This window comes from Lysinibacillus sp. NPDC093197 (assembly GCF_044754025.1).
In the GTDB taxonomy this organism is placed as follows: domain Bacteria; phylum Bacillota; class Bacilli; order Bacillales_A; family Planococcaceae; genus Lysinibacillus.
In genome coordinates, this window is sequence record NZ_JBIVOH010000001.1 from 599,292 (window position 1) to 618,872 (window position 19,581).

Annotated in this window: 18 protein-coding genes; 10 read left to right on the top strand and 8 right to left on the bottom strand. The window is 36.3% G+C overall.

All coding sequences use genetic code 11. The features are described 5' to 3' along the window. Window positions 1-59: 59 nt before the first annotated feature. Window positions 60-749, bottom strand: coding sequence for a YjjG family noncanonical pyrimidine nucleotidase (locus ACIP9G_RS03100; RefSeq protein WP_401017297.1), 690 nt, complete (start codon window positions 747-749; stop codon window positions 60-62). A 378-nt stretch (window positions 750-1,127) separates the two neighbouring features. Between ACIP9G_RS03100 and yfkAB the strand changes: the two genes are divergently transcribed. Beyond that, window positions 1,128-2,240, top strand: coding sequence for a radical SAM/CxCxxxxC motif protein YfkAB (yfkAB, locus tag ACIP9G_RS03105; protein WP_340824052.1), 1,113 nt, complete (start codon window positions 1,128-1,130; stop codon window positions 2,238-2,240). A 233-nt stretch (window positions 2,241-2,473) separates the two neighbouring features. Here yfkAB and ACIP9G_RS03110 read toward each other — a convergent pair whose 3' ends face one another. Continuing rightward, a complete protein-coding gene (locus ACIP9G_RS03110) occupies window positions 2,474-3,466 on the bottom strand; it encodes an LLM class flavin-dependent oxidoreductase (protein WP_401017300.1) in 993 nt (330 codons plus the stop codon). A gap of 75 nt (window positions 3,467-3,541) precedes the next feature. Then, a complete protein-coding gene (locus ACIP9G_RS03115) occupies window positions 3,542-3,967 on the bottom strand; it encodes a hypothetical protein (protein WP_401017302.1) in 426 nt (141 codons plus the stop codon). 216 nt (window positions 3,968-4,183) lie between these two features. Here ACIP9G_RS03115 and ACIP9G_RS03120 point away from each other — a divergent pair, with 216 nt between their 5' ends. The 6 genes from ACIP9G_RS03120 to ACIP9G_RS03145 all read left to right on the top strand — a co-directional run bounded on the left by ACIP9G_RS03120 (window position 4,184) and on the right by ACIP9G_RS03145 (window position 10,312). Beyond that, window positions 4,184-4,951, top strand: a complete 768-nt coding sequence (locus ACIP9G_RS03120; RefSeq protein WP_340824048.1) for a TSUP family transporter — start codon at window positions 4,184-4,186, stop codon at window positions 4,949-4,951. Window positions 4,952-5,070: 119 nt separating this feature from the next. Next, window positions 5,071-5,589 carry an RNA polymerase sigma factor SigV gene (locus ACIP9G_RS03125; RefSeq protein ID WP_340824046.1) on the top strand — a complete coding sequence of 173 codons (519 nt, stop codon included), beginning with the start codon at window positions 5,071-5,073 and terminating at the stop codon, window positions 5,587-5,589. Continuing rightward, the gene (gene rsiV / locus ACIP9G_RS03130; RefSeq protein WP_401017305.1) at window positions 5,582-6,472 is read left to right on the top strand and encodes an anti-sigma-V factor RsiV; all 891 of its coding nucleotides are present in this window, start codon (window positions 5,582-5,584) and stop codon (window positions 6,470-6,472) included. The genes ACIP9G_RS03125 and rsiV overlap by 8 nt, the downstream gene beginning before the upstream one ends. Window positions 6,473-6,580: 108 nt before the next feature. Next, a complete protein-coding gene (locus ACIP9G_RS03135) occupies window positions 6,581-7,705 on the top strand; it encodes an endospore germination permease (protein ID WP_401017307.1) in 1,125 nt (374 codons plus the stop codon). Then, window positions 7,705-9,162 carry a spore germination protein gene (locus ACIP9G_RS03140; protein ID WP_401017308.1) on the top strand — a complete coding sequence of 486 codons (1,458 nt, stop codon included), beginning with the start codon at window positions 7,705-7,707 and terminating at the stop codon, window positions 9,160-9,162. The genes ACIP9G_RS03135 and ACIP9G_RS03140 overlap by 1 nt, the downstream gene beginning before the upstream one ends. Further along, window positions 9,155-10,312: a Ger(x)C family spore germination protein gene (locus ACIP9G_RS03145; RefSeq protein WP_401017310.1), complete on the top strand. Its 1,158-nt coding sequence runs from the start codon at window positions 9,155-9,157 to the stop codon at window positions 10,310-10,312. The genes ACIP9G_RS03140 and ACIP9G_RS03145 overlap by 8 nt, the downstream gene beginning before the upstream one ends. Before the next feature lie 70 nt (window positions 10,313-10,382). On the opposite strand, the gene ACIP9G_RS03150 is transcribed toward ACIP9G_RS03145, so the two are convergent. Then, a complete protein-coding gene (locus ACIP9G_RS03150) occupies window positions 10,383-12,122 on the bottom strand; it encodes an ABC transporter ATP-binding protein (protein ID WP_401017311.1) in 1,740 nt (579 codons plus the stop codon). Between the two features lie 444 nt (window positions 12,123-12,566). Here ACIP9G_RS03150 and ACIP9G_RS03155 point away from each other — a divergent pair, with 444 nt between their 5' ends. The 3 genes from ACIP9G_RS03155 (at window position 12,567) to ACIP9G_RS03165 (ending at window position 14,798) form a co-directional block, all read left to right on the top strand. Then, window positions 12,567-13,325, top strand: coding sequence for a TerC family protein (locus ACIP9G_RS03155; protein WP_401017312.1), 759 nt, complete (start codon window positions 12,567-12,569; stop codon window positions 13,323-13,325). Window positions 13,326-13,517: 192 nt separating this feature from the next. Continuing rightward, window positions 13,518-14,153, top strand: a complete 636-nt coding sequence (locus ACIP9G_RS03160; protein ID WP_401017314.1) for a Bax inhibitor-1/YccA family protein — start codon at window positions 13,518-13,520, stop codon at window positions 14,151-14,153. Window positions 14,154-14,288: 135 nt separating this feature from the next. Then, window positions 14,289-14,798 (top strand): ferritin, encoded by a 510-nt coding sequence (locus ACIP9G_RS03165; protein ID WP_340824035.1) that lies wholly within the window; start codon window positions 14,289-14,291, stop codon window positions 14,796-14,798. Window positions 14,799-14,857: 59 nt separating this feature from the next. Here the strand turns inward: ACIP9G_RS03165 and ACIP9G_RS03170 are convergent, their stop codons facing one another. The 4 genes from ACIP9G_RS03170 to ACIP9G_RS03185 form a co-directional block, all read right to left on the bottom strand. Then, entirely contained in the window at window positions 14,858-16,042 is a 1,185-nt protein-coding gene (locus ACIP9G_RS03170) for an iron-containing alcohol dehydrogenase (RefSeq protein WP_401017317.1), read from the bottom strand. Between the two features lie 17 nt (window positions 16,043-16,059). Next, window positions 16,060-16,905, bottom strand: coding sequence for an AhlS family quorum-quenching N-acyl homoserine lactonase (gene ahlS, locus ACIP9G_RS03175; RefSeq protein ID WP_340824032.1), 846 nt, complete (start codon window positions 16,903-16,905; stop codon window positions 16,060-16,062). Window positions 16,906-16,928: 23 nt separating this feature from the next. Next, the gene (locus ACIP9G_RS03180; protein ID WP_401017319.1) at window positions 16,929-18,350 is read right to left on the bottom strand and encodes an aldehyde dehydrogenase family protein; all 1,422 of its coding nucleotides are present in this window, start codon (window positions 18,348-18,350) and stop codon (window positions 16,929-16,931) included. A 104-nt stretch (window positions 18,351-18,454) separates the two neighbouring features. Then, complete coding sequence (locus ACIP9G_RS03185) at window positions 18,455-19,444, bottom strand: LacI family DNA-binding transcriptional regulator (RefSeq protein ID WP_340824030.1); 990 nt, start codon at window positions 19,442-19,444, stop codon at window positions 18,455-18,457. Window positions 19,445-19,581 lie beyond the last annotated feature (137 nt).

The following is a 19,581-nucleotide window of genomic DNA, read 5'->3' on the forward strand; positions in this document are numbered from 1 at the left end:
TTACCTACCTAAAAAAACTTCGCTTACTATCAAATAGTAGAGCGAAGTTCCTTTATGAATCATTTATTTAATAACATATGCAACTCATGTAATTTTTTAATTTCATAATGAGGCTTTATATCAGTTGTGTTTTGCATATCGCGAATGTTAAACCAGCACGTATCAATCCCTGCTAGTAAACCGCCTTTTACATCAGATGTTAGTGAATCTCCCACAATTAAAGTCTTATCTTTATTTAATCCGTCGATACGGTCAAAAACATAATCAAAAAATGCTGGCATCGGTTTCTGATAGCCCGTTTGCTCTGAAATAAAAATACCTTTAAAATATTTTGCTAAATCTGCATCTGCTAATCGTTTATTTTGTGTTTTTGTAATACCATTCGAAACGACGTATAAATCGTAACTGTCTGCAAGTTGTGCAATCAGCTCATATGCCCCATCTACGTAATGATGTGCTTCCTGCAAATACTTTTGGAAAACAGTTTCAACATACTCGCCGTCTACCTCTATGCCAAATTCCTTTAACGCGATTGAAAATCGAGTATTATGTAGAGAAGTTTTCGTTACTTCGCCTCGCTCAAAAGCACGCCACATTGACTCATTAATTTCTTTATAGCGGGTAATCATAGTCGGTGTAGTCGCAATTTTTTCTTGTTCAAATAAACGGTTTAGTGCTGCATCTTCAGCTAAATTAAAATCTAATAAAGTGTCATCTACATCAAATAATAGTATTTCATACTTACTCAAAACATATTCCTACTTTCTTCGTTACGGTCTTCCCGCCTTGCTTTCTCTATCATAACGTTTTTTCAGAAAAATAGCAGTGTAAACACTCATTCTTTTCTTTGCATTCGCGTATTAAAAGAAACCCGTTTTTGGACCATATGCTGCCATTGTGTACATGCAAAAGTATTCTAAACTTAATACCACATGCCTATTTCGTTCATCATTGTAGTTTTCTTCCAAAGATTGAAAAGCGCTGAGGATATTTAGAAGCATTTTTTATATCGATACACGAATAAAATTTCCAAGAAAGGACAAAAAAATGCTCTTTCAATAATTTCATATTTGAAAATATCACTGAATATGAGACAATAGAATGCTAGAAAGGAAGATGTACGAAAAATGACGACCTTACAAAAAATTACGCCCAGCTTTGATCCGTGGGAAGCCTATTTAGATGTCGAACAACATGGGCACATGACCCTATCAAATATTGAATTTACAACAACCACTCTTTGTAATATGCGCTGTGCACACTGTGCAGTCGGCTATACGTTGCAAAATAAGGATCCAGAGGCACTGCCAATGGACATAATCACGAAACGCCTTGATGAAATTCCACACTTAAAAACACTTAGTATTACTGGTGGCGAACCGATGATGTCTAAGAAATCAGTTCAAAATTATGTACTACCCCTATTAAAATATGCACATGCACGTGGGGTTCGTACACAAATTAACTCGAACTTAACAATCGAACCAGAACGTTATTTACTCATTGCCCCTTATTTAGATGTATTACATATTTCACATAACTGGGGTACGGTGGATGAATTTGTTGAAACTGGCTTTGCCATGATGGCGCGTAAACCTACTTATGAGCAACGTGCAGCTCTTTTCCAACGCATGATTGATAATGCTCGAATGCTAGCTGAGCATGGCGTTATGGTATCTGCCGAAACAATGCTCAATAAAAAAACATTGCCTTACTTAGAGCATATCCACAACCAAATTATTAATGAGATGCAATGTGCTCGTCATGAAGTACATCCGATGTATCCGTCTGACTTCGCAAGTTCGCTAACATCTCTTTCTCTAGAGGAAACACGTGCAGCGATCCATCATTTACTTGATGTACGCGATGAAAATACTTGGATGCTCTTTGGTACATTGCCGTTTTATCCTTGTAGCACTAATGAGGAAGATCAAAAACTATTAAAACGTTTACGAGAGACTAAAAACGTCACAATGCGTAATGATCCAGACGGTCGTTCACGACTAAATGTCAATATCTTTACAGGTGATGTCATCGTTACAGACTTTGGTGATGCATCAGCTCTCGGTAATATCGTTCATGATAAACTGCCAGCAATTTTCGACAAATGGATGGCTACAGATTTAGCTAAATCTTTAAACTGCCACTGTCCAGCTGTGAAATGTTTAGGTCCGAATGTCTTAGTTAAAAATATGTATTATCAAGACACTACTTTTATGAGCGGCTCAGCGAAACTTTAACTATAAAAAATGTCCAATGCAACTGAATGCATTGGACATTTCTGCTGTAGATAAACTTTCATAATTCGTTGATTTCCGTTCCCTCTCCACCCTTTCCGCAGACACGCACAGAACGTATGACGTTGGCACCTCGCAAGTTAGCGAGCGGACAACAACGGTACAGCAGAAAAAGTGTTAGATTGATGGCCGTCAATCTAACACTTTTTCAATTTATTTCTTAATATAGCTATTTGTTAAATCAATTCATTTGCCAGTAGTTTATAGCAATTCAAGCGACTTTCCTGCGCATATTGATTGCAGTTTAGCATCACTTCATCAAAGCCATATTGTTCCTGCTCTGCTACTAAAAATGCTGCAACTTCCTTCGGTGTGCCTACAATATTTGCTTTGCGGTTGTTGGCAATCATCATTTTATCCATCTCTGTTAATGGATAATCCTTCGCCTCTTCTGGTGACATCGCCTGAATAATTTGCCCCTTCATAAGCTGAAGGCGCGTAATATCAATTGGCTTAGCTAAGTATTCCGCTTCCTCTAACGTATCAGCAACCGTTGTTGCATAGGTAACGATAATTTGCGGTTTTTCCATATAATAAGAAGGTGTAAAATAAGATTTATACGTATCAAAAATATCTTTGGACATATTGCCCGTAAAGAACTGAGCATACGAATAACCTACACCACGTTGCCCTGCCTGCATGGCACTTTGACCACTTGAGCCGAGCAACCACGCTTCTGGTAATTGTATGTTAGTAGGCGAAGCAATCACTTGATCATAGACAGACTCGCCCGTTTTTTGATTATTCATCAATTTTAAAATGATATCGAGCTTGTCATATTGTTCATTAAAATGTTGTCTACGTCCCTCTGCTAATGCATAGATTGATGCATGGTCTCCACCAGGAGCACGGCCAACACCAAAGTCAATGCGATTCGGTGCTAGTGCACTTAATGTTTTAAATACTTCTGCCAGCTTGTAGGGAGAATAATGCATCATCATGACGCCCCCTGTGCCAATCCGCAGACGTTTTGTTTTCGCCGCTAAAAAGGCTGCTGTAATTTCAGGTGCTGAGCTTGCTAGTGATTCGCTATTATGATGCTCTGCTAACCACATGCGATTAAAGCCAAGTTCTTCCCCTAAGAGCGCTAATTGTTCTGTACGCAAAAAGGCCTGTTCAGCAGTATGACCTTTCGGTACAGGAATTTGATCTAAAATACTTAATTTCAATGAAAACACCCTCTCTGTCTGTATGCTCTCCTTTCTACTGTAATATAGTCATCCCTTTTTACAAAGCAAAAGCACTTACTGATATGCGAGCTGTTTCATTTCCCAAGTTTCATAAACAATGCCAACAAGCTTTCCTTTTTGTTTTGAATCAAGTACAACATCGTTAAACTTCATTGCAAAAAGCTTAAATTCAGTTGCTTCCTCATTCACTATGAATTGCAATATGGCATGTCCTTTTTCGTCTGAAAATAGAATATCCCCTGAAAGCTCCACGACATGTTGACCCGTTTTCGCCTTATAATAACGCCAATACGGCTCTGTAAAAGCATAATTAAAGGCATCACGAACTTTCACGTCAGCAAAATCAACCAAATATCCTTCCTTTACTGTATCGATATATACATTATCCGTAATATCTTTTTTCGCATTAAACACATACCCTACGAGCACACCCATAAATACAACACAAACAAACACTCGAAAATGATTTCCTAAAGACAAATGTCATCACGTCCCCTTTACGCAAAAACACCATTTCCTTCATAATACATTAAAATAATTACATAAAGTAGAATATTTTTGTATTTTGTAGATTTTTATAGTTCCTCAACAAATGATGCATACTAAACGTGGTAGCTAAAAATTAATACAAGCTATTTACAGTCACTCCGTGTTCCTTTAATATCAGATTATTATTAGAGAAAAGAGATGACGTTTGTGCCCTTCGATTTAGACCCAAATATATTATTAATTCTTATTATTTTTGGCTTTTTGGCTGCATTTATCGACTCAGTAGTTGGTGGTGGTGGGCTCATTTCATTACCTGCTCTCCTATTTGTAGGATTACCACCATCCGCAGCTGTCGCAACAAATAAACTAGCGGGTACAATGGGATCTTTAACTAGTACCATTACGTTTTACCGCTCTGGGAAGCTAGATATTAAATCTGTCTATAAGCTGTTTCCTTTTGTTTTTTTCGGCTCCATGATTGGCGCATGGATTGTCCATTTAATTGATCCAAGTGTTTTAAAGCCTTTAATGTTAATCATGCTAGCGGCTGTAGCTGTTTATACGATTTTCAAAAAAGACTGGGGTAGTATTTCCACATATAAAAAGCTAACACCTAAACGATATGCTTTTTTCGTCCTTATTATTACTTTAATTGGCTTCTATGATGGTTTTTTAGGCCCTGGTACCGGATCATTCTTACTGTTTGCCTTTTTAATCGTTGGCTTTGACTTTTTAAAATCAGCCGGCAATGCCAAGTTTTTAAACTTTGGAAGCAATATAGCAGCGCTTCTAATGTTTATATACTTAGGCCAGATTCATTATACTTACGGCTTCGCTATGGGACTAGCTCAAATTGCAGGTGCGATAGTCGGTTCAAAATTTGCTATTAAACGCGGGAGTAGTTACGTGCGTAAACTATTTATCGTTGTTACCATCCTATTATTGCTGAAAAATACATACGACTATTTTTCGTGAAACAATTCTTACCTCTATTATGAGGTAAGTTTTTTTTCATTGCTTCAACTTTTTCCCCACTTTCATACGTCTAGTAGTTGTATACAAATTGAAAATGTTAAAAAGGAGCTTCTTTGGACATGAAAACAAGAAATGCATTTCAACATGAAGAGGTGTTTGTCCAGTTAATTCGTGAACAGAAAGAACGATTTTATTTGCTTGCCTATAGCTATACGAAAAATGAGCAGGATGCACTTGATATAGTACAAGACAGTATTCAAAAAGCCATGCTTTCTCTCGATCGATTAGAGCATGTGGATTACATGAAAAGCTGGTTTTACAAAATTGTTGTACGTACAGCCATTGATTTTTTGCGCAAGCATAATCGCTTACAAGTGACGGATGATAACACTTTACAATATTTAACTCCTGCTCAAGAAGATATTTACGAGAACATCGATTTAGAGCATGCTTTAGAGGAATTACCTCAAATGTACCGTGAAGTCGTGATTTTACATTATTTCGAAGATTTAAAGTTAGCTGATGTTGCCAACATACTGGATATAAAGCTAAGCACAGCTAAATCACGCCTATATAAAGCTTTAAAACTGTTAAAAATACAACTCCAAGATGGGAAGGGAGAAACAGCACATGGATAAAAAATTAGAAGAGCTAAAAAAACATTATAATGACGTTCCAATACCAAAAGAGCTTGACTTTGTAGTTGAAAGTGCACTAAAACAAGGAAAAAGGAAGAAAAAAAATCGAGGACCGCAATGGTTACTTGGAACAGCGGCAGCTGCTATGCTATTTACAGCTAGTTTAAATATTAGCCCTGCAATGGCACGTACATTGTCTGATATTCCTGTAGTAGGGAGTGTCATAAAAGTACTGACATGGACAGAATATGAAGTAGCTGATGACACATATGACGCTACTATTAAAGTACCTTCTATTGAGCATTTAGAAAATACAGATCTTGCAAATGCTTTAAATGAAAAATATCGTTCAGAAGGAAAAGCACTTTATGATGACTTTATTGCAGAAGTTGGCGATTTGAAAGCAAATGGCGGTGGTCACTATGGAATAGATAGCGGCTATGAAATTAAAACGGATAACGACCAGATTTTATCGATAGGACGTTATATTGTCAATACAGTAGGATCATCATCAACCGTTATGCACTATGATACGATTGATAAACAAAACGAAATTTTAATTACGCTGCCAAGTCTATTTAAAGATGATAGCTATATTCATGCTATTAGTGAGAATATTAAAGAACAAATGCGTGAACAAATTGCTGCAACAAACGAAGATAAAGTTTATTGGGTTAAAGGAGCGGGCTTGCCTGATGAAGATTTAATGGAAGTGTTTACTACGATCAATAAGGAACAACAATTCTACATTTCTGAAAAAGGAAAACTCGTTATTTCATTCGATAAATATGAAGTAGCACCTGGCTATATGGGTGTAGTGGAATTTGAAATTCCAACAGACGTTCTTCAAAATAGTCTTGTAAGTAATAAATATATTCATTAATCGCAGGCACTATCTCATTTAATGTGAGATAGTGCTTTTTTATGACTTATAATCTTTCAACTTTTTGTCAAAGCTAACTTGTATCAAAACATGTTAGAGGGTTTTCAAATGAAAGGTGTAGGATCAATTAGTATTTTACATGTTGTCTTCCTAGCAATGACCGTTATTGGCTTAAAAAATCACGTTACAATTATGCCTCCGTTATTGGAAACTGCAGAAAGAGATAGCTGGCTATCTGTAATTTTTACAACGATTATAATGTTTCCTTGGCTCTTTCTTTTAGTTTATATTCATAGAAAATCGAATCAAGAGCCTTTAAAAGATTGGCTGCCACAAAAAATCGGAAAAATCGGTTCTAAAATCGTGATTTATACTATCGCAATTTATCTTATCATTATTGCGGCCTTTACAATGATTGAAACCTTACAGTGGGTAAATACCACTTTTTTACCTAGAACGCCAAGGTTAATCTTACTTGCTATATACGTCGTTCTTTGTATCCTACTTGTTACGACTAGTTTACAAACGATCGTCATCGTCAATGTATTCGTTTTATTAGCTGTAGTTGTTTTTGGATTTTTTGTTGCCTTTACAAACTTACAAGTTAAGGACTATGACTTACTACGTCCTTTTTTTGAACATGGATTTACGCCAGTTTTACAGGGGCTCGTCTTCCCCGCCTCGGGTTTTTCGGAATTAATATTATTTTTACTCATACAACACCAAATTAAAGATCGAATGCGTTGGTATCACTTCGCCATTATACTCTTTATTTTAGCAGGGCTAACAATGGGTCCCCTCGTTGGTGCCATTACAGAGTTTGGACCAGCTGAGGCCTCAAAACAACGTTATCCGGCTTACGAAGAGTGGGGCTTAGTAACAATAGGACGCTATGTGGAGCATCTAGACTTTCTTTCAATTTATCAATGGTTAACTGGCACATTTATTCGAGTCGGATTTATTTTATATATCGTTACAGATTTATTGGGCATGGCAGGAGATCACCGACGTATTTGGAAAATGGTTGCACCTCCATTCTTTTTTATATGTCTACCATTAATGTTATTAAATGAACACATATTTCTACAACTTAAAGGAAATTATATGTTAGCAGGTACATTTATTTTCTTTTTCTTACTATCTATATTTTTAATGATTGTAGCTTTCATGTCAGGAAAGAAAGGAAAAAAATCTAAAGCCGATACCCAAGACACGGAAAGTGGTGACACTTGATGCCCTCAACAGAAAAGCCCTTAGATTTATCAACCTTAAAGCAATTATTTGAAAAGTCTGCTGATGTTCATTTTCAAGAATATGCATTCCAGCAACATAAAGTACAATTTGTCATCTGTGAGGCGATGATTGATCAACAACTTCTCAATGATGTCATTGTCATGCGTGTTCAAGCTCTTTTTGATAATTTAAAGGACGCATCACTACAAGATGCTATCAATAAACAGTTACACATCCCTGGCCTACAACAAGTAACAGACCAGTCAGAAGCCATTACACTCATTTATAATGGCCATTTACTTCTTTTTTTTGAAACGGATGATCTGCTTTACGCCAGTAATATTGCCAGAAAACCTAATCGTAATCCTGAAGAAACTAGGATGGAAGTACTCGTTAAAGGACCTAGAGATAATTTTATTGAAGATATCTCGGTCAATATTGCATTAATACGAAAACGACTGCCTACGAATTCCTTATGTGTAGAAAAAATGGAACTTGGGAAACGCTCAAAGACAACCGTTGCTATACTTTATTTTGGCGACATTGCGAACTTGGAAATTTTAAATAGTATAAAAGTACAATTACAATCAGTCGATACGGATATTGTATTTAGCGGTGATTTACTAATGGAGCGCGTAAACAAAAATACAAGGTTTTTCCCAAAAACTGATTATACAGGACGGCCAGATTTTGCAATTCAATCATTGATACGAGGACGTTTTTTAATTTTTGTAGATGGCGTAGCTTATGCTGTCATTACTCCTGTTAATTTATTTTTACTGTTAAAGTCAGGGGAAGATAATGAATACCCGATTGTTTTTAGTTCACTTGAACGTCTACTACGTATATCTGGTATTTTTATCGGCCTACTGTTACCTGCTTTTTGGCTTGCTTTAACAACCTATCACCAAAATCAATTACCATTATTGCTTTTAGCAACTGTTGTCCAAGGTCGAACCGGCCTACCCTTCCCCTCTTCGCTTGAAATGCTATTGATGCTATTAATGTTTGAGCTGTTTAGAGAAGCAGGCTTACGTCTACCATCTGTAATCGGTGGAACGATAAGTGTCGTTGGTGGTTTAATTATTGGCGATGCAGCAATACGTGCAGGTGTTACAAGTCCAGAAATGATTGTAATTATTGCCGTTTCTACTATTGCATCCTTTACACTCGTTAATCAATCACTCGTTACGACAATCAGTATTTTCCGCGTTGGCTTCATTTTATTAAGCGGCTTTTTTGGTTTATTCGGCTTTTTTATTTCACTATACGTAACCCTTCTTTACTTATGTAATATTAGAATATTCGGTAACTCTTATATGCAAATTGGCGCTGATTTAGATTGGTCAACCATTAAAAAAACACTGTTACGCTTATCACCAAAAGGTTATACCAAGCGTCCAAACTATATTGCACCACAAGATCAAACCCGTGCGAGTGAGGATAAAAATGAATAAAAAAATACTCAGTATAATGTTGTTAGCATTCACTACACTGTTATCAGGATGTTGGGATGTCACTGAACCACAAAGAATGTACTATGTCCATGCGCTTGGTATAGATTATAAAGATGGCAATTATGAAACTTACATGCAAATTATTGATTTTGCCAATATAGCCAAATCCGAACAGCCAAATAATCCGCAAGCTCAACAGGCTGAAATTGGACATGCAAAAGGTAAAACAATTGAAGATTCTCTTTTCGATTTATATCATTCCATTGATCAAAAAGCGTTTTGGGGACATATCACCTATATTATACTTTCAGAAGAAGTAATGAATAACAACAAGGTAAATCAAGTACTCGATTTCTTAACTCGTTATCGTGAAACACGATATCAAATTTGGATATATGGCACAAAAGAGCCACTCGATAAATTACTTGTCGTAACACCGATCAATAATAAAGCTCTAACATTATCTAAACTCGGAGATCCGATAAATTCGTTTAAGCAAGAATCTTTTGTAAGACCGATTGATCTTCGAAAATTAGTGATAGGTCTAAATGAGCCTAGCCATGAAGTTTATCTTCCATTAGTATCAATTGATAGAGGATGGGTATCTTCCAAAGGACAGTCAGAATCAGTGGAAATAAAAGGTATTACACTACTATCTAAAGAAGGATTAAAAGGATTTCTCACCGAAGAAAACGCAAATGGTATTAAATGGATGAACAATGAAACAATTCGCAGTGAAATAACCGGGCAAATTGGAGAGCAAAAACAATTCGTAACCATTACATTAGATCATTTAAAAGTTCTTATTTCTCCAGTCGTAAAAAACGAAAACGTACAATTTGATATTGAAATAAAAATGGAAGCTAACGTTCTTGGTATTACAGAAGAAATTACGACCGAAGAAATTCGTCAGTTGGTCAAAAAACAGGTAGAAAAAGAAGTAAGGGAAACATTTAAGGAATCGTTAGCATTGAATACTGATATTTACCGTTTATCTGAACAGCTCTATCGCAAAGACGTTAAGACATGGAAAAAATTAGAGAATAACGGTAAAATCGACTTAACGGAAGATTCTATACGCAAAATTAAAATAAACGTAGTCAAGGTAAATCCTGGTAGGGAATCTTTTATTGAAACAATTACAAAATAGCAAGTAAAATAAAACAAAGGCATCGAGTATTGATTTACTCGATGCCTTTTGAATATGTTTAACATCTATACTATTGTACTACTTTTTCAATTTCTGTTTTACGAAATTGAATATGATGTAATTTTGCGAAAATACCATCTTGTGCCACTAGTTCCGCATACGTACCATCCTCTTCAATCCCATTTTGTGTGACAACAAGCACCCGATCCGCATTACGGATTGTCGCTAGACGATGCGCAATAATGAGTGTTGTTCGATTTTCAGCAAGTTCCGATAACGATTGTTGAATAATCATTTCCGTTTCTGTATCTAGCGCAGAAGTTGCCTCATCCAAAATTAAAATCGGTGGATTTTTCAAGAACATACGTGCAATGGCAATACGTTGCTTTTGCCCACCAGATAGCTTTAAGCCACGTTCACCAATCTGTGTCTCATAACCATCTGGAAGCTCTGCAATAAACGATTCTAAATGCGCCCTTTTAGCTGCTTTTTCAACGTCTTCATCACTTGCACCTAAACGACCATAGGCAATATTTTCTCGAATTGTCCCTGTAAATAAAAAGACATCTTGTTGTACAATGCCAATTTGTGCTCGTAGAGAGGCTTGTGTCATATTACGTACATCCAAGCCATCAATTGTAATCGCTCCTTTAGTGACATCATAAAACCTTGGAATTAAAGAGCAAATTGTCGTTTTTCCAGCTCCAGATGGACCAACAAAGGCAATTGTTTGTCCTGCATGCACATCAAATGAAATACCTTGTAAAACAGCTTTTGACGTATCATAATTAAAATCAACATCTTTAAACGAGATGTCTCCACATAAATGTGTTACTTGCTTTGCTCCCTCACGATCCTGAATTTCTGGCTCCTGCTCTATTAACTCACGGAAACGCTTAAAGCCTGCCATCCCTTTCGGATACAGTTCTAACAACGCACTAATTTTATCGATGGGTTTAATAAGAACATTCGTATACAATACAAAGCTTACAAGTCCTCCGTACGATAATTTCCCATTAAAGCTTAACCAGGCTCCTACTACAAGGACAACTAACGTTAACAATCGAGTCATCATATAAATACTCGAATGCGCCCCTGCCATAATCTTATAGGCGTATAATTTTGCCGAACGGAAAAAACCATTTTGCTCCTTAAAACGTTCCATTTCATACGCTTCATTTGTAAAAGATTTCACAACGCGCACACCAGAAACGCTATCCTCCACACGACCGTTTACATCTGCAATTTTAACGTACAACGTTTTCCATGCATTGTTCATCTTAATGTTACTAACTGTTACAAGCCACATTAAGAACGGCACCATAATCGCTGCAATTAACGCAAGTGTTGGGTTGACATTAAACATAATAACGAAAGCACCTACAAACGTCATAATAGCAATAAATAAATCTTCTGGACCGTGATGGGCAAATTCACCAATATCAAATAAATCATTTGTAATTCTGCTCATAATATGCCCAGTTTTCGTATTATCAAAGAAACGGAATGATTGGCGCTGGACATGATTAAACAGTTCTTGCCGCATATCGGTTTCAATATTTATACCAAGTTTATGCCCTAAATAATTGACAATAAAGTTTAGTACGGTGCTAAGTACGTATACTAGCAATAGCAAAATACTTACTTTGACAATCATACTCCACTCCCCTGTAGGCAGTAGTTTGTCAATGAACCATTGAACAGCTAATGGAAAGGCGAGCTCTAGTATTGCTACAATAATCGCACTAGAAAAATCGACAACGAATAATCGTTTATGTGGTTTGTAGTATGAAAAAAACTTTTTATACATATATGTCTCCCTTCTAAGTTGCTAAAAAATTTCACTTAACATCAATAGTACCACTTGTAATAATAATTCGGAAAATAATTTTTAAATAGAAGATTACTTTTCATTTGCATTTAGTTCACTACATGCTATAATCTTTGTAAGAAGAATTGAATAGCTTTTGACATTTTTTGTCAAAGGGGAGTAGCTAGCAGATGTGAGCGATACATCTGATTTCACATTCGTCATTACATGGCAGTTGCCATCGGGTGTGATAGCAAGCTCATCTATTAGATGAGTGCTGTACTGATAATTTTCGGTACTAATTATTATTTGGAACTTCCAAATAGTTGTGCTTAGCAAGACCTTTGCCTATTTTTTAGGCATGGGTCTTTTTCTTTTGCCTAAAATTAAAAATAGGAAAGAGCATTATATTCATTTCTGTCCAAAACAAAGGAGGAAACACATTTGGAAGCCATTTTATTAGAATACGCATGGGTATTAGTTGTATTAATTGTACTAGAAGGACTTTTAGCAGCGGACAATGCAGTCGTTATGGCGGTAATGGTTAAACATTTACCAAAAGTACAACAACAAAAGGCATTACTATACGGATTAGTAGGTGCATTCATTTTCCGTTTTGCCGCTTTATTCTTAATTACTGTACTCGTGAATTTTTGGCAAATTCAAGCTTTAGGCGCTGCTTACTTGCTATTCATGTCGATTAAGCATATTTACGATTCACGAAAAGCTGCAGGGGACTCAGATGAAATTAAAGAACCTAAAAAACAATCTGGTTTCTGGATGACAGTTGTTAAAGTTGAGCTTGCAGACATCGCCTTTGCAGTAGATTCCATTTTAGCAGCAGTTGCGATTGCAGTTACATTACCGCATTTAGGGAATTTCGATGTTGGTGGCATTAATGCAGGTCAATTCGGTGTTATGTTCCTTGGTGGTATTATTGGGGTCGTAATGATGCGATTTGCAGCACGCTGGTTCGTACGTGTACTCGAAAAATTCCCGTCACTCGAAACGGCTGCCTTCCTTATCGTTGGTTGGGTTGGTGTGAAGTTAGCTGTCTTAACTTTAGCACATGAAAAATTAGGGGTTATTCCGCATGAATTCCCACACTCAACACTTTGGAAAGCTACATTCTGGATTGTATTAGTTGCAATCGCGCTAGGTGGCTACTTAGTAGGTGTAAAAAACCAAAAGAAGGAAGCATAAACGCTTAAAATAAAATTCGCCTAGACATAATGTCTTGGCGAATTTTTTATAATAGTTAATAGTTAATGGCGATTCGCTCGAGTTTAGTATAAATTTCTCCTAGTTTATTGGCGATTCCCCCTACTCTATCACGTTTGCTACAGTATACTCAGGTATTGGACTAAGAAAGCTTAAAAAGAAAGGAATTTTTAAATGGCTTACGCTAACCGTAATCAAAACTTAAACAAAATTTTAAAACACTTTACCTTTATGTGGGTATTGACCGTGGTAGGAATATTTATCGCCACTTTATTACCATCGACTGTTATAATGCCGCTTTCGATTCTTTGTATAATTCTTCTAATCATTGCCTGCTTTGTTCGAAGCTTAAAACTAGCTAACTCTATTATGTATGCAATCCCCTTTTTAATGGGTATTTTACTATTTTGGACAACACAATTTTTTATTGATCAGCTCGGACCGCAATTAGTTTTATTAGTTTTCGGAGCAACCGTTATTATTTTTGTCATACTAGCACTTGTAGGTATGATGATGAATAAAGATATTTCAAATTGGGGAAGCTATTTATTCACTGTGCTTATCGTCGTGCTTGTGTTTTCGCTTCTTTTTATGTTTATACCAGTAAGTAATATTATTGGGCTTATTATTGCCGCTATTTCTGTCTTACTGTTTAGTCTTTTCACAGTGTATGATTTTAACCGCATTCGACATCATCATGTGTCAGACGAGGAAGTCATTGGGATGGCATTAAATCTATATTTAGATTTCATAAATTTGTTTACGAATCTATTAGAAGTGATTTGGCGTTTTAAAAATGAATTTGACTAATTTTTCTAATTGAGAACGAATATCAATTTATTTTTGCATCATTTAGGGCGAAAAAAATATTTTTCTGTATGATGGCCATCTTTCGCTATATACTATGAGAAGTAGTAGGTATTTACTGCAAAGGGAGGAACATTTATGTTATCTGAAAAACTACACACAGCACTAAACGAACAAATGAATTTTGAATTTTACTCCGCTCATGCTTATATGGCAATGGCTGCATTTTGCACAGACCAAGATTACGATGGCTTTGCGAATTTCTTTTTAGTGCAAGCTGAAGAAGAACGTTTTCATGCAATGAAATTTTATAATTTCTTAAGTGATATGGGCTATCGTGCATCAATACACGGTTTTGACAGTCCTGAAAATCATTTCGACTCTATTTTACATGCCTTTAAAACAGCTATGTCTCATGAAAAAGAAGTGACTCGTCGTATTTACAACTTATCTGATATTGCATTAGATGAACGTGAGCACGCAACTATGGCATTTTTAAAATGGTTTATCGATGAGCAAGTTGAGGAAGAATCAACATTTGATACGTTAATACGTAAAATTGAACGTATTCAAAATGATTCGAATGCTATCTTTATGCTAGATGCTGAATTAGCGAATCGCTCTTTCACACCAGATACTGAAGCTTAATAAAAAAGGGCTGAATCAAATAATATTTGATTCAGCTCTTTTCATTTTCAAGATATTTCCTACAACGGTCGGCTTGGCTCACGGATTTCGCCATCAAATGCAGCGCGGTAAATAGCAAAAATATCATCCCGATTTAATGGCATCGGACTGCGAGCTAAAATTCTTGTTTGCTTTGTTGCATCATCCGTTAATTGTTCAAGAGCAGTTTCTGGTATGTTAAAACCTTTTAAAGTCGAAGGAATATTTACATCGCGTACTAATTGTTGCAATGCATCAACACACTTATAGGAAGCAGCTTCTTGCGTTAAATACATAGAGGAAAGACCCATTGCATCTAATATATCTTTCATGCGTTTTTCACAACTTTGGCGAATATAGCCCATTACGTATGGCAATAGTACAGCATTTGAATCTCCATGTGCAATATGGTACTGACCACCAAGCGGATAAGCTAAAGCATGTACCCCTGCTACACCTGCATTAAAAAATGCTAACCCTGCTAAGTAACTACCATAACTCATATCCGAGCGTGCTTGCTTGTTATTACCATCGTGTACCGCTGTACGAATTGAGTTACTGATCAATCTAATCGCTTGCAGTGCAAGTCCATCTGTCACTTCATTTGCATTGATAGAAACATATGCTTCAATTGCATGTGTTAAAGCGTCTACACCCGTAGCGGCAGTTACTTTTGAAGGCAAGGAAATCGTTAATTGCGGATCCACAATGGCTACATCAGCCAGTAAATAATCATGCGTCACGACATCCTTAGTCGTTTCTAACGATAAAACAGAAATATTTGTAACCTCTGAGCCTGTACCTGAAGTTGTCGGAATTAAAATTTTCGGAAGCCCTTTATTTTCAAGTGTTTTCGTGCCTGTTAAATTTAAATAGTCAGCCACCTGACCATCATGAGTAGCTAATACAGCAGCTAGCTTAGCTAAATCTAATGCACTTCCCCCACCTAATCCAATAACTAAATCAAACTGATGGTTTCGTGTATAGGCCACTAGTTTTTCACCGATTGCAAGAGGTGGCTCAGGAGCAATGTCAGTATAAATTGTCGTCTTATACCCATTGTCCTGCAATGGCTTTTTAACTTGATCCACTAAACCTAAGTCTTGTAAAAATGGATCTGTTACTATTAATATATTATTTGCTTGAAATTTTTTTACTTCTACAAGAAGCTGTTGCAAACAACCCCAACCTGTATAACTTGTAGGAGTAAAGGTTAATTTATTCATTTTCAATCTACTCCTATCTATTCATAATAGCCTTCTGTGGATTTTCTAAATGATTTAAATTGCACAGGATCATGACCAAACCAAACTTGTGAATTCGTTTCATTTGCTAAGCGTCGAATTCGTTCAACTGTTGAATTATAGCCGACTGAATCATAAATAATACCAGGAGGCTTCACAGGAGGTCCAAAGCTTTCGGCTGTGTAAATGGCATCTGACGCTAAAATTATTCCTCCAGTTTCCGGCATATTAATATGCAAGCCAAGCATACCCCAAGCATGGCCACTACCAAAATTTAATATATTAATGCCTTCTGCAAGTTTCACATTATCTTCACCACGTTTGATTAATCGCCACTGTAAATTGTTTTTAATCCACATATCAATATCACCCCAAACATAAGCGCCATCCTTAACATTTCTCGCATATGTTTGTAATGTGCCATTAAATTCATCTTCCTGCACAATAATCGTAGCATTCGTAAAAAGTTCTAAACAACCTGCATGATCTAAATGAAGATGTGAAGCAACAACATATTTAATATCTTCTGGGCGAACATTTAATTCTTCTAAGCGATGGTGTAAATAGCATTCTTCTGGCATATTAATAGGAAATGCTTTTTGTGTAAATTCACCCCAGCGTCCTTCAGGTCCCATCGAGTTCGGATTACATGCTGTATCAAATAAAATTTTTCCTTCTGGATGATCTATTAAAACTGTATAAACGGGAAATTCAACAAATTCATTAGGTTGATTTGGATGATCGATTGTCGCCGGATTATGCATTGCAATCATATAATTTTTATCCATCCGCATCGTGCCATTATCCATAACAAAAAGCTTAGCATGTTGATTTATCATCTTCATTTACAAACATCCCCATTTCATGATTAGTTGTTATTCCAAATAACTAGTTTCATCTCGGTCATTTCTTCTATTGCATATTTAATTCCTTCTCTTCCTGTCCCACTTTCTTTTACTCCACCATATGGCATATGATCTACACGATACGTAGGAACATCATTAATAATGACACCACCTACTTGCATTTTTTTTGAAGCTTTAAAGGCCGTTTCAATAGAAGGTGTAAAGATGCCAGCTTGTAAGCCGTAATTAGAATCATTTATTGCTTCAATCGCTTCATCTATTGTGGACACTTTGTTGACGATAACTACTGGAGCAAAAATTTCTTCACATGAAACACGGCTATAGGATGGTACATTGTATAGCACTGTAGGTAATAAAATATTGTTTTCAATGCGACCACCAGTAATTATTTGTGCCCCATTCTTAATAGCCTCTTGAATCCAAGTGAGGGCACGCTGTTGCTCGGTTTCTGAAATCATCGTTGTAAGATCTGTCGTGGGATCAAGTGGATTCCCTAGCGTCAGTTGCTTAATTTTTGCTGTTAATTGTTCTAAAAATTGGTCCACTACATTGTCCTTGACATAAATTCGTTGTAGTGAAATACAAACTTGACCTTGGTTTGAGAACGCTCCCATTACAATGCGGTCCATCATTTTATCTAATTGAACCCCTTCATCGACAATAACGCCTGCATTGGAGCCAAGTTCTAACGTTACCTTTTTCAAACCTGCTCTATTCCGAAGTGAAATACCTACTGCCGGACTGCCTGTAAAAGTAATCATTTTCACATGTGGATGTGCTAAAAATGTATCTCCTACGAGCTTTCCTTGCCCTGTGATTAAATTAAAGGCACCTGCTGGCAAATCTGTTTGGGCTAATAATTTTGCTAGAAAGTGTGCTGATAAGGCCGTTTGTGTTGCCGGTTTTAAAACAATTGTATTTCCTGCTGCTAATGCTGGTCCGACTTTATGGGCGACAAGATTTTGAGGGAAATTAAATGGTGTAATTGCCGCTATTACCCCAATAGGTTCACGTAATGTATAGGCAAAGCGTCCTTCTCCACTTTTTGAAGCGTCCATAGGAATTAACTCTCCTGCAAGTCGCTTCGCTTCCTCTGCTGCAAACTTATAGGTTTCAATTGTTCGGTCTATTTCTGCAATTGCATACTTTAGTGGCTTAGCTGATTCTAATGAAATTATTGAAGCAGCCTCATCTCGATGTTCAGCAAATAAATTCGATAATTGTTCCAAAATTTGTGCTCTCTGGAATGCTGTTAAAGATGCCATTTTTGAAGTAGCTTTTTGGGCACTTTCAATTGCATCTTGCACGTCAACTTCAGTTGCCATAGCGAATTTAGCAATTAGTTCCTTTGAATATGGGGCATACACATCGGTATACCCTTCTGTCATACGCCATTCGTCATTAATCAATAATTCTTTCTTCAAGTCATCCTCCTCCTCTCCTTTATGGTTACGTATTCATTTCTGAAAATAAAGGAATGAATACGTAACCATTTATCAAGTAAAAAAATAAACTGACGAATATCAGTTCATTTTTTACCTGTTGTGTTTCTTGGGAAAAGTTTAACAGATTCAGTTTGCTTGATGCAAGTACTTTTTTTCTCCATAACATCAAATAATTTTTCAATCGCTAGAAATCCTAGATTTTTTTCCGATTCGATGCCCACAGTAGTCAAGGAGATTGAACGATGTTTACTTAACTCTACATTATCAATACCAATAACATTAAAATCGTTAGGAATAGCAAATCCTTGCTCTAAACATTGGTTTAAAATTTCAATAGCAATAGCGTCTGTTGCAGCACAAATCGCTGTCGGTCTTGGGTTTAATAGCAATAGTTCTTCAAATGCTCGCTTAATATCGTCTTTGCTCGTATTTGTAAAAAATGTTGGCACTATATTTGTGTCAATTTCTGCTTCTGCTAACGCTCTTTTGAAGCCCTCATATCTTCCAAAAAAAGTACTCATTTCATGTGGTCCACCAATCCAGCAAAGATCCGTATGACCTAAAGAAAGCATATGTTTAGTCGCTAAATAACCAGCATCCACATTATTGATTTCTACAAAATGCTTATTTTCTTTATGCTTACGATTAAACATTATAAAGGGTATATCCAATTTTTCGAGCTTATAAAATAATGGATCCGTATACCCGATAGAAGATAAAATAATTGCATCCACTTTCGTTTCTAACACGGAACTATAAATTGTATGTAAATTTTCTTCTGTTCCAAAATGCACATTTACTTTATAGCCCCTGGCGTTCGCATAATTAACAATTGCAGTTGTTGTATCGACAAAAAAAGGATTATGCAAAGGTCCAGAAATTAAAGTAATAATTCCTGTCTTTTGTTGTACTAGTGATCTCGCAATATCGTTTGGAATATAGTTTAATTCTTCAATTGCCTCCATCACTTTTTTTATTGTTTTCGGCTTTACTAATTCAGGTGTATTTAACACTCTTGAAACAGTCGTCTGAGAGACACCGGCAAACTTTGCTACATCTTTAGAAGAAACCAAAAAAACCCCCCACTTCATCTTTGTATGCCTATTTTATATCATCAAAAGGATATTGTTAATAGGATAAATCTCTAGTTAAGCCATTAAGGAAGTTGTTCCCATTCATCCACACTTTCATGCTATATAAATAAAACAAA